Source organism: Ruthenibacterium sp. (assembly GCF_017421385.1).
GTDB lineage: Bacteria > Bacillota > Clostridia > Oscillospirales > Ruminococcaceae > Ruthenibacterium > Ruthenibacterium lactatiformans.
Window position 1 is genome coordinate 1 of the sequence record NZ_JAFOIN010000057.1, and the last position, 11,363, is coordinate 11,363.

At 57.6% G+C, this 11,363-nt stretch carries 12 protein-coding genes and 1 pseudogene; all 13 read right to left on the reverse strand.

Features of this window, described 5'->3' with window-relative positions; translation table 11 throughout:
• Positions 1-381: hypothetical protein (locus IIY41_RS06035; RefSeq protein WP_287400133.1), on the reverse strand; the 381-nt coding region annotated here is incomplete at its 3' end.
• 64 nt (positions 382-445) lie between these two features.
• Positions 446-550, reverse strand: a pseudogene (gene nrdD, locus IIY41_RS06040) (anaerobic ribonucleoside-triphosphate reductase); the annotation flags it as partial.
• Positions 551-742: 192 nt separating this feature from the next.
• Positions 743-3,070: a VirB4-like conjugal transfer ATPase, CD1110 family gene (locus IIY41_RS06045; RefSeq protein ID WP_287400135.1), complete on the reverse strand. Its 2,328-nt coding sequence runs from the start codon at positions 3,068-3,070 to the stop codon at positions 743-745.
• Positions 3,067-3,441 carry a PrgI family protein gene (locus tag IIY41_RS06050; RefSeq protein WP_287400143.1) on the reverse strand — a complete coding sequence of 125 codons (375 nt, stop codon included), beginning with the start codon at positions 3,439-3,441 and terminating at the stop codon, positions 3,067-3,069. The genes IIY41_RS06045 and IIY41_RS06050 overlap by 4 nt, the downstream gene beginning before the upstream one ends.
• A 53-nt stretch (positions 3,442-3,494) precedes the next feature.
• Positions 3,495-4,334: a VirB6/TrbL-like conjugal transfer protein, CD1112 family gene (locus IIY41_RS06055; RefSeq protein ID WP_287400136.1), complete on the reverse strand. Its 840-nt coding sequence runs from the start codon at positions 4,332-4,334 to the stop codon at positions 3,495-3,497.
• A gap of 41 nt (positions 4,335-4,375) precedes the next feature.
• Entirely contained in the window at positions 4,376-4,624 is a 249-nt protein-coding gene (locus tag IIY41_RS06060; RefSeq protein WP_484323403.1) for a glutamyl-tRNA amidotransferase, read from the reverse strand.
• Positions 4,625-4,822: 198 nt separating this feature from the next.
• Positions 4,823-6,583, reverse strand: coding sequence for a VirD4-like conjugal transfer protein, CD1115 family (locus IIY41_RS06065; protein WP_287400137.1), 1,761 nt, complete (start codon positions 6,581-6,583; stop codon positions 4,823-4,825).
• Positions 6,580-7,317 carry a phosphoadenosine phosphosulfate reductase domain-containing protein gene (locus IIY41_RS06070; RefSeq protein ID WP_502709818.1) on the reverse strand — a complete coding sequence of 246 codons (738 nt, stop codon included), beginning with the start codon at positions 7,315-7,317 and terminating at the stop codon, positions 6,580-6,582. Before IIY41_RS06070 ends, IIY41_RS06065 begins: the two co-directional genes overlap by 4 nt.
• A gap of 477 nt (positions 7,318-7,794) precedes the next feature.
• Positions 7,795-8,139, reverse strand: coding sequence for a hypothetical protein (locus IIY41_RS06075; RefSeq protein WP_287400138.1), 345 nt, complete (start codon positions 8,137-8,139; stop codon positions 7,795-7,797).
• Between the two features lie 97 nt (positions 8,140-8,236).
• Complete coding sequence (locus IIY41_RS06080) at positions 8,237-9,205, reverse strand: ArdC-like ssDNA-binding domain-containing protein (RefSeq protein WP_287400139.1); 969 nt, start codon at positions 9,203-9,205, stop codon at positions 8,237-8,239.
• 6 nt (positions 9,206-9,211) lie between these two features.
• Entirely contained in the window at positions 9,212-9,973 is a 762-nt protein-coding gene (locus IIY41_RS06085) for a PcfB family protein (RefSeq protein WP_287400140.1), read from the reverse strand.
• Positions 9,970-10,278 (reverse strand): DUF4314 domain-containing protein, encoded by a 309-nt coding sequence (locus tag IIY41_RS06090; protein ID WP_287400141.1) that lies wholly within the window; start codon positions 10,276-10,278, stop codon positions 9,970-9,972. Before IIY41_RS06090 ends, IIY41_RS06085 begins: the two co-directional genes overlap by 4 nt.
• Positions 10,196-11,363 (reverse strand): relaxase/mobilization nuclease domain-containing protein (locus IIY41_RS06095; RefSeq protein ID WP_287400142.1); only part of this gene is annotated, 1,168 nt, incomplete at its 5' end. The genes IIY41_RS06095 and IIY41_RS06090, both read right to left, overlap by 83 nt.

Genomic DNA, 11,363 nt, shown 5'->3' on the forward strand with positions numbered 1-11,363 from the left:
ACGCTTTGGCCGCTCCACTGCCTGCGGGCGTTTCTCCATATATTCTGCATAAGGATTCCGCGCCCTTACGGCTTCTCTGTGTTCATCCCGTTTGATGAATTTTTCCCGGGACGGCAGATGGCGCAGCAGTTCTTTGCCGCCCGCGACTGTATCTTCAACCAGTCCCACACCACTATCCACCACTGTTTGTGCATCCGGACGCAGCCCGTCTCTCGTGTCAGCCGAATTTTCCGTCCCGTTCTGCGCCGCCTGCATCAGCTGCACGACGCCTTTTTCTTTTACCACCTCCAATCCGTGCCGGACAAACTCTTTGGGCGCATGCCGGACCAGTTTCGGCCGTTCTGCTTTTCCCCATTCTTCTTTCACTTTAATGTCTTTCAACCGCACCTCTCCCAAACAAAAAAACGCCCGCAGGGAAGTTACTCCCCACGGGCGGTCCATATATTTACGCGTGCTTCACGCGGTCATGAAGCTCCTCTTTTTTGGCATCGTTCCAGCGGTCCACCGTACCCACAAGATACCCCGTAATACGCCGGATGCGCTCGAACTTCACATTCTTCCCCGCTCTCTCCGCATTGCCGATGTTGTTGTTTTCCATATACCATCTTCCTCCTGACCGCTATATATCGTACCCCTATTCCGGCGAAAAATCAAGATGGAGCCTTCATGTTATCGGCTTGTTATGGAAAGAAAATTTTTCCAGAAACAATTGAAACTCTGCGGCCGCAACCTTTTCCGTTGTTCAAAACTTTTCATCAGGCTTCGTCGTCATCAGCCGGTACAGCTTCGTATTTTTTGGAAAACTGTTTTCGAACGGGATGATCGCCCCGCCGCAGCGGATGAGGCCGTGGCCCGCGGGCACGTTGGTGATGTACGAGAGCTGGTTCTCTGAAATGTTCAGCAGCTTTGCCAGCTCCTCCCGGTCCGTCGCCGCCTGGTTGAGCATCACCAGCAGTTCGCTGTTTGCCAGCATGAGGCGGGCGGTGTCTGAGCGCAGGATCTCGTCCACGTTCTGACTCACCGCGGTGATGAACGCATTGTATTTGCGCATCCGCTTGAACAGGCGATAGAAAAACTCTGCGCTGAAGGAGTAGCGGAACAAAATGTAGAACTCATCGGCCAGTATCCATGTGCGCTTTCCCTGCCGCCAGTTGCGGATCACGCGGTTGAAAATCGCGTCCAGCGTCACCACCATGCCCACAGGCCGCAGCTGCTCGTCCAGCTCGCGGATGTCATAGCACAGAATACGCGCACCAGTGTCCACATTGGTCTGATGGGCAAAGATGTTCAAGCTACCGGTGGTGTACAGTTCCGACGCCAGTGCGAGGTCATGCGCTTCTGCCTCGGGCTGTTCCAACAGCACCCGGCGCAGATCCACCAGCGTGGGCGGCACGCCGCGATACCCGCCGTGTATATATTCCCGGTACACCAGCCTTGCGCAGCGGTCCAGAATAGACCGCTGCTTTGCTGTAAGGCCATTTTCCGTCAACGGCTCAAAGATGGATAAAATCAGCTGCACCTTTTCAATGAGCGGGTTCTTTCCTTCCCCGTATGCCCTGTCCATATCCAGTGCGTTGAGGTGAATGCTGCTGTGCGGAGAAATGGGCAGCACCTCGCCGCCCAGCGCCTTGACCAGCCGGCCGAATTCACTCTCCGGATCCAGGATAAGGATATCGTCTTTTGTACGCAGGGCGATCTCTACCAATTCCTCTTTCGCGCTCATGCTCTTGCCGCTGCCCGAAACGCCCAACCGGAACGAGTGGCCGTTGAGCAGCTGCGCCCGGTCGATGCGGATCATGTTGCCCGACACCGCGTTTTGCCCATAATAGACGCCGTTCGTGTGGTTGAGTTCCTGCGCCTTGAACGGCATCAGCACGGCGACGCTTTCCGTTGTCAGCGTGCGCAAGGCATGGATGCGCCGCACACCGTAGGGCAGTACCGTGTCGAGGCCGTCCCGCTGCTGCCAGCGCAAAGTGGAAAGCTGGCACAGATGCTTGCGGCCCACCGACAGCAGGCTTTCCGTATCCGCGTCCAGCTGCTCCTTGCTTTCCGCCAGATGCACCACCGTCACAAGGCCGTACATCATGCGCTGGTCGCGCTCGGTCAAGTCGTTCAGAAATTCCGTTGTTTCCTTGCGCTGAAGCTGCATATCGTAGGGCACATTCGCCGTATAGTTGTTGGCGTTGTTCTGCCGCCGCTGCCAGCCGGCCACATTCGTTTCCACACCCAACAGTTTGTTCTGCAATTCCCGCACCGCTTCATCCGTGGGCACGGGCAGGATGTCGATGGACACCATCATGCTGCGGTCCAGCCCGCACAGCTCCATGATAAAATCGTCCTTGATAAAGCTGGAATAATCTTGTAAATACAGCACCCGGCCCCATCGGACGTCCGACTTGAAAAAGTCGGCGTAAAATTCCAGGCTGTCCGGGCAGAACCAGTCCTTGAAGTCATGGCCGCGCTTTGCCCGCTGCTCCATGTTGAACGGCACAACAGCGGGCTGGCCTGCCTTGAAAAAATCGCGCAGAATCTGCAAGCGGGCGGAGGCGTCCAGTTCCTCAGCCTGCGAGGATAACTGCCCGAGACGTGCTGTGACTTCGCCGCCCATGCGCTGGAAGTACGCCCGGGCCTCATCGACGCCGCGTTTGTGGACGCTGAGGGTGAGATACCTCTCCTGTACCACACTGTTGTTGCTGGCCGCGTGGGAACGCAGCATATCATTGTACTCCTGCCGGTATTCGTTCAGCGTATCTGCCTGCGGCCGGATCAGCAATTCCTGCTCAAACTGCCTGCGGTCCACGCGGCGGTTGTTGATGGTGATCTTTGCACTTGCCCCGGAATCCAGCGCATTGAGCAGCTCTGAATAGTCCAGCAGCATCGCCGTCTTATCGGCTTTGCCGGCGATGGCGTAATTGATATCCGTGAGGCGGTAAGAACGGCTGTAGGCATTGCCTGTCTGGAAGACGCCGTCCGGCCAGATACGCCTGATGGGGATGGCGTCCTGCACAGAATGGGGAATACGGAATTTTTCTTTTTCCAGCCGGATGCTTCGTGTAAGGGTCTTGATCAACGGTTCACCTCCACTTCCCGTTCCGGTCTGCGTACTCCTGTGTCGATCTTGGCGTGCATCACCGTATAGTAGAGATTCTCCGCCCGGAACACCAGCCTGTGCGGGGTGAGCAGCTCCGATTTGATCACGGCCCACAGCAGCTGCTCCGCCGTCATGCCATGGTAGCGCACAAAGCCGCAGGCCGCGAACGGGGCCGCGCCCAGCATACAGGCCCAGCCGGCCATTTCCGTACCCGCCGTATCCCGCAGCAAAAAATACAGGCCCACGGCAGCGCCGAGGGCCAGAAGTGAACATACAAACTGCCGCGTGTTGAGCCCGAAAAAGATGGACTCCTGGTACTCGCGGATCTCTTTTGGAATTTTAATCTCGATAGATTTCCCTCCTTGTTACACTTTTTAATTCAGGATGTGGATGTACACAGTTCCTACAATCCCATCATCTCCCGGACAACACGGTCGCTTGCCTTGACCGCGCCCACCAGTATGAGGAGGTTAAAGAGCAATTCCGCCACATAGCTCCAAACCGCCGTAACCGCGGAAACACTGTTGTCCACGGCAGGCGGTGCGGAAGCCATTGCGGAAAAGATGATGCACGCCAGCGCGATCACCGCCCCCTCCAAGCATACGCCCGCATAACTTTTCACAAAGCTGCGGCCCACATTGCTTGTTGGTTCTCCCGCAAATGCGGCCAGAGGGATGGGCGCCAGCGCGGCATAGAAATACAAACGGAACACACGCCCGTACACTGTCATGATCATCACAAAGGACAGCACCGTGATGAACAGCCCGCCCAGCAGCGTTACCGCCCACAGCGGGATGCTGCTCCAGAACCCTACTGCGTTGATCTTGTCCACGATCTCCTGCGGCAATGTAGTCGGCGCCAATCCTCCTGTACCCGCAGCACTCATGGCGCGTGATACAATGCCCTGCACGATATCAAAAACAGCCAGCATGAGTTCCAGACCATACTGCACAACGGCCTTCGCCAGCACAAATCGGATAAACAGCTTCAGCGCGTGCTCCGGCCTTCGGGCTTCCGCGAAGCTGCCGCAGGTCTTTACTACACCCACGGCAAAGAACAGCACCAGCAGGCCCAGACCGATGGCTGTCATCGCGCTGTGCACGTTCAGAATGACAGTCCAAACGCCCCCGCCCTTGAAATCTGCAAGCCCTTGCGTGAGAAGCTGCCATATCTCAGCCAACTTTTCGTTCCATGTATTGAGCGCGGCGTTCAGATTGTCTATGATCCACGAATTTTCTCCCATCCGGCCTCACCTCCCTCTGCGGCGAACATTTCTTTTCCCATTCACGATACACCGATCAGCGCGAGGATCTCCCGTGCAAAAGTGATCACAAGCCCGCCGGCCAGCGTCAGAAAGCCCTGGCTGCGCTGGCTGGGGTCATGGCTCTGGAACGATAGCCCCACCTGCACAACGCCCCAGCCCAGCAGGATGACGCCAACCGCGCGGATGAGAGAAAACACAAAATTCGAAAGGTTGTTGACGATGGCCAGCGGGTCATCCGCAGCAAATGCCGGAGCCGCAAAACACAACATACACAGTGCCAGCGCCGCATACAGAACAAAAACGCTTCGTCCTGCCCGGCCAAGTTTTGCCGGACAGCTTTTCACCTCTTTGTGAGCAGGTTTCAAAATATTCAAAATGTTCAATCCGATATACCTCCCTGTTTTACTTTGTCATCCGGGGCAGTGATGTACTGCCCCGGATGGATTTGATGCTTCTTTGTATGTTGCTCATGATAAAAAGTCGCGCATATCCAGCAGTTCATAATTTTCCGGGCTGCCGGAAATATCATTTTCAGCCAAGTGTGCAGCTGTGTAATCATAGGGCGGTGCGCCTCCGTCCTCGGTGTACTGCACGTTTGGGTGGCGCTTCAAATCGTACTTGCCGTCCAGTATCGGCCTCTCTCCGCGCACGAACAGGATCGCCTTTTCATTGCCCAGCAGTCGGACCTCGTCCGGCATGAGCAGCTCCCGGCCCGAGAGCTGCGTGCTGGTGCTGTAGCTGCCGTTGCGGCCTCGGCTGCGGTTTGTAATGTCCGAAGAAATTGTCTGCTTGCCGATCAGTTCCGAGACATATTTGTGCGTTTCTTTTTCACTGCCGCCCAAATAGAGGAATGAATCGCACAGGCCCACAAGAGATTCCCACTGCTTGTTGAACAGCGCCTTGATCTGCGCCATGTTCTGGCAGATGTAGGACGTGAAGACGCCGCGGCTGCGCATCGTCGCCAGCGAAGCCAGAAAGCTGTCCGTGGGCAGCGAAATATTCGGCGCTTCATCGATCAGCAGGTGTACAGGCACCGGCAGCCGTCCTTTGTGTTTGCGGTCTGCTTCGTAGTACAATGTCTGGATGAGCTGGCCGTACAGGAGGCCGATAAGATAGTTCAGTGATTTCTCGCTGTCGGGGATGCAGCAGAACAGCGCCACTTTTTTCTCCCCCAGTTCCTCCAGATGGAGTTCATCCGTGCAGGTCATTTTTGCGACCTCCGGCAGCAGGAAGGCCGACAGCCGTACGCCCACACTCACGAGGATGCTTTTGGCTGTTTTGCCCGCGGCCATTTTGTAAACCCGGTATTGCTTGAGCGCGACGCTCTCGGGGTCGCGCATCTCCAACCTGCTGAACAGCATATCCAGAGGCGACTCATATTCCTCATCCTCTTCCCGCACTTCCGCTGCCTGCAGCATCTCCATCACCATCGGCAGGTTCTGTTCTTCTTCGGGCGCTTCGTGGACAAGATACAGCACCAGAGCCTGCAGCAGAGCCGTTTCACTTTTGATCCAAAACGGGTCGCTGCTTTTGCTGTCGGGTGGTGTGGTCGCCTGGATGAGCGTGTCGATCATGCGCAGCGCATCCTTATCGCTCTGGATGTACCGCAGAGGATTGTAGCAAAAGGAAGTGGCCGGGCTGGTTAGGTCCAGCACCCGCACCTCATAGCCCCGTGCGATAAGCAGTGCGCCCGTTTTGCGCAAAATCTCCGCCTTGGGATCACTACAAACAATGGAACAGGGCGGTGCATTCTCATCCCGGCCCGCTGCTTCCAGTATGTTCGGCACACAGTAGCCCCGTGTCTTGCCCGCGCCCGAGCCGCCCACCACAAGCACATTGGTGTTGTGCTTGTGCCTGTATCCGTCCCAGCCGATGGCAAAGTGCTGCGTGAGTATAAGGTTCCCGCCTCCTTTATCGCGGTATTTCCGTGCAATGCTGAACACATCTCCCCAACGTGCAGAACCGTGTTCCTCGCCCCGGCGTGTGACAGCCGTACCGGAAACCGCCGTGCCCGCACCTACGCCATAGACGAGTGTAAGCAGCAGCAGACATCTGCCGGAATACTGCGTCCAGCGAATATCCCACGGTCTTTGCAGTACCGTGCCCAGCTGCGCCGTCAGCTGCAGCAGATCCGTCCCCGGCTGCCAGACTCCGGCTACAAGCAGCGCCGCCCACCAGACAACAGGCAACGGAATCAGCCATACCCACCACGGCGTCGGTTGTTTCATGAGCTTTCCTCCCTCTCCCCTGCCTTTGTCTCCAGCCGGTTTTTAAGGGCAGTATAGAAGGCCCACCCCTTGAGAGGCAGGCCCTGTGCCACGCGTTCTTCTTCCAATGTAAACCGCTGCTCCAGCTGTTCCACAGAATAGTCCGCGCGGAACTGCCGCCATGTATGCGCGTCCATATACTGCAGCTTTCCCCATAGCTCCGGGAAATTCTTCCGCAACGTGCGCAGCTCTGAAAGCGGCTGCAATGGGCAGCACCAGCAGGACACACGACGGAACAGGTCATACAGCCCGCCCCAATCAAAGCCCCTCTCCTTGCAGTACGCAAGGCAACCGGCTTCCGTCATACCCCACTCCACCAGCGGATATCGGAATTCCCGAACTCGCTCCTGTTCGTCTGCCGCTATGCCGATATACTGAACGATGTCGAATTCTTTTTTCAGTTCCCGCAGATGACGGTCGATGACGCGCGTCTTGAGCCGTGCGGTACACCACCTGCACTGCGGCCCCGACCAACTCAGACCGGACAAGCCCGCCAGCGCCGGATTTTTTCGCGGCGGCATGTATTCATAGAACAGGTACTCAAAGGTATGCGGCGGTTTCAGCCGCGTGATCGGGAATTGCAGATAACGTTCCAGCTTGTCGAGATGTTCGTACATCTGCGGAAACTCCAGTCCTGTGTCCACAAACAATATCTCGTCTACCGGCCACCCCTCTTTTTTCATGCGTAAGGTCATTGCCGTCGAATCTTTCCCGCCCGACAGCGAAACAACATGTTTTTTCTTTTTTGTCTGTTCGGCAGATCATCCTTTCAATAAAAAATCCCCATGCAGCGTTCTGTGATGCTGCATGGGGTGGTCCATAATGGTATTCCGCTATACAAGCTTGCGCGTTGTGTCGAACTATGGTATATTTTTCTTGGCGCTGCTGGAAGTAGCGGTCGGCCCTCATTTACTGGGGGCATCTTCTTGCCCCCTAATCTCGCGAAAGGGGGGCTGCCCAATTGAGTACATCCGAAGTTTTTCAACTTTGTCTTGTAATCATCGGCATTTGCGGCCTGTTCATACAGGCAAAAAAGAAGTGACCGCCGGCACCCTGACAAGTTCGGCGGTCACGTTAGAACTCTAAAGGGCTGACCGTTTCCGGCAGCGCCCTTTCTATATTCAGTATACCCTCAGCGCCTCAAATTGTCAAGTTGGACGGGACGGTCGGCCCTATCTCTCCGGCGCCTTTTTGTACTTCGCAGACATGACCCTGAGCAAAGCATCGTCCGTGCCGCCGTCGCCCTTTCCTACCGAAAACCGCCAGCTGCGCAGCGCGTTGAGCGCATCCCGCGCCATGCGCCATTCCGCATCGTTGAGGTAAAGGTCATACAGTCTTTCCCTGTCCCACGGCAAACGGTTTTTGTGCCGCGGCGCATCTTCCGCCCGGACGGCGAGCCGGCCGATGGGCGGATACGGCACGCCCTGTGCTTTCTGCTTTCTGTACTCGTCCATCAAGGCCACAACGAGCATATTCCTCTGGATCTCCGTCATCCGGTACAGCCGTTCCCGTGCCATTTTGACCGCCTCCGTTTCCTGTTTCATTACCTCAAGACTACCACACCGCCATAGCAAAAGCCATTCCCTGTCTGAAAACTTTCTGAAAACAAACGGCTCATTCCCGCTGCGGCTGCGGCGCCTTTTTTGTACGGACGGGCTTCTCAGTTTTCTCAACGGGCGCATGTACTTCCACAGAATAGGCCGACTCCGGCGCGGCGGACAATTCCATTTCATTCAATCCGCGCCGCACCGTGCGCTCCACTGCATACGCCGCCTGCTTCACATCACTCAAAAAGCGCCTCTGCTCCTGCGCCTCCAGGCCGGAGCACATTTGGCACACACGGTCAAAGGAAAAGGAACGGACGTCCAGCCCGTATTTCTTCGCGGCCACATACGCCGCACAGTAGCTCTGCGCACTGTAGGCCGCACGGCTGAAACGGCCGTCATGGACGTCGCAGCTGGCCGCGGCCTGTTCCCGCGCAATGGCAAGGAATGTGGTCTGCGCATCCATATTGTTGCGCACATAGATGGTTCGGTTTTGGGTTACATACTGCGCCTGTATCCCCTCCGGCACCGCTTCGCTCACAGCGAGCCGCACCGGGCTGTTCGTGAACACCGCCGTCACCAGCTCGTCCGCTGCATAGACCGGAGCCCTGTCCGGCTGCCGGCCGCGCGTCTGGCTCACATCAAACTTTTTGCCCACATAGTACCCGCTGGCCGCCGTGCCGTCCTCGCGTGTGTAGTCCTGCCCGATCAGCGCCGTATACCCGGCCTCTCCGCTGCGCACGCTGCGCCCCGATTCTTTCCACTCATCGAATGTTTTCAGCCATGTGGCCTCCGGCGCGTCGCTGTGGAACAGCAGCAGGTTCTCGATCCGCTCCGGGCTGCACTGCGCAGTGAAATCCAAAAATCCCCGCAGCGAGCTGCCGTCTTTGAACGCATCCGCCGTCAGGGCGTCGATCCGCGTCCACAATTCCTCGCGCTCTGCTTTTTTCTGCGCTGCGTATTCTTCTTTCGACAGCTTCGGCTGCTCCTGTACCGGCTCTGCCTCAGCCGGGCCTTTCATCAGTTTTGTCAGATCCACTCTGCGTCATCTCCCCTTCTGTTTTTTCCTGTTTTTCGGTGGACGCCGGCGCTGCGGCGGTCTGCGTTCCGCCGCTTTTTTCTGCGCCTGCTCCCGCTTCAGCTCGCCCAGCTCCTGCTTTACGCTGGGCCTGCCGCCCTCAGCCCGGATCCTTTCGGCGCTCTTTTCGGGCGGTGGCGGAGTAGAGCTTTGCTGTGGCGAGGAAGGTGCGGACGGACTCTTTTCTGCACCCGTCCGCTGCGTAAAATTTCCGCCCACGTTGAATGCTTCGTCCAGCTCTGTGACTTCAAAGGCGATCCTGCCTTCCGGCATTTCCACGGCCTCCGTCTGTACCGCAGCCTGCTGCTCCGCCGCAGGCATTGGGCCGACCTCTGCTTTTGCACCCGTATCCGCCTGCAGATAGTCCACGCCCATTTTTTCCAGCACGCGGTCGACCTTGGCCGCGTCCTCCGCCCATACTGCAAACTCGATCTTTCCCGCCGCCTTCGATCTGTCCCGGACCGGCACATACAGCAGGCCGCGCACATTGGCTTCCCGCGCAAATTCCTTCATCCGGCTTTCGGGCACTTCAAAAAACCGCAGCGGCTTGTTTTCCCGCAGCAGCCGTGTCAGGTTTGTTTTGCCGCGTATCTTCCGCTGGTCTTTTAAAACAGCCGCCGCGAACACCGCAAAGTTTTTCGCCGCCTCGCCCGTCAGTTTAAGGGCGACCTCCGTCCCCTCAAGGGAATATCGGACGATCTGGTCCGCCGCGTCTCCCCCATAGTTCATCGCGCGTCACCTGCCCTTTCCCGTTTTTTCGCCGGAGCATCGATGCGTGAGAAAGCGTCCACACCCGGAACCAGCGCCAGCGTGCGGCCGTTGTCCCACTGCATCTGCAGCTGGCCCGCGTCATCCACGCATACCACCGTCCCCTTCGTCCCTGCCGGGACGGGAGACCAGGGGTCTTCCATCCTGTGCAGTTTGATGCGGCTTCCGGCCGGATACTGTTTTTTAATGAAATCGACCCTCTCTCTGCAGGGCGTCCCGTCTTTTCTCAGCTTTATCAACACCTTTCTGTTTTTCCTTTTCCACATATTTTTTCTGTTCCGCACGCGCCTCCGCCAGCCGCTGCCCGATCTCCACAGAATGCTTTTCGATCCTGCCGCACATCCGGATTTCCTTCCGCAGCACTTTCAGCCGGGCCGTGATCTGTCCGATACGCGGCGAATCCGGGGCGCTGCGGTACAGTCCGCGCCGCTCTTTTGTCAGCGCCGCGATCTCGTCGAGCAACGGCTTACGGTATTCCGCCAGCTGTTCCCGGCTGTCGATCCCGTGCCGCGAGAGGAACCGCATCTGTTCCACATACTGATCCAGCTTCCGGATATCCTGCCGCACCGCATAGCCGGGATATACCGGCTTTTTGGGCAGCGCGCCCAGCTCATACAGGTAGCGGTAATACAACGCCCGCAGGCCGGTGAGCCCGCGCACAGGCCTGCCGTGGGTGCGCAGCCGGGCATACTGCACCCGCGGTCCGGCCTGTCTCTTTCCCTCAGCCGATACCCTGCGGCGCGGGTACAATATGCGCATCCGGATGGCTTCGGGCGTGTACTGCTTTCCCAGGGTCTTAAAGCGCACGCATCGTTCCTTGCCCGGTGGTCTCAAGGTCGGATACTTGCGCTGCATCCGAAGTTCATAGCCCTGTCCCTCCAGTGCCTTCACAAATTGCCGCCACGTCAAAGAGGCCGCGATGGCGCTGTCCACATCCTGCCGGATGGCTGTGCGCCACGTCGGCTTTCCATTTTGCTCCGCCAGCCATTTTCCGTACTGCTTTTTCCCACGCTCCGACTCCGGGCTTTCGATCACCGACAGCCCATGTTGCCGGCACAGCCGGTCCGATTCAGCGCGCACCTCAGTATAGTAGGTTCTGGCGCTGCTGCGGTATTTCCGGCCTGTGTCCATCGCCACCGAATCCCATACGATATGGTTGTGCAGGCAGTGTGTATTGAGATGCGTCGCAACGACGGCCGGATATCGGCCATGCAGAAGCCTTTCCGCCAGCTCCAGCCCGATCCTGTGCGCCAGCTCCGGCGTCAGTTCCCCCTCGGCAAAGCTCTGCACCAGATGATAGCCCTGTACGCCGTCCATCCGGCCCCACCGTTCCTTGTTGGCCCGCATATCC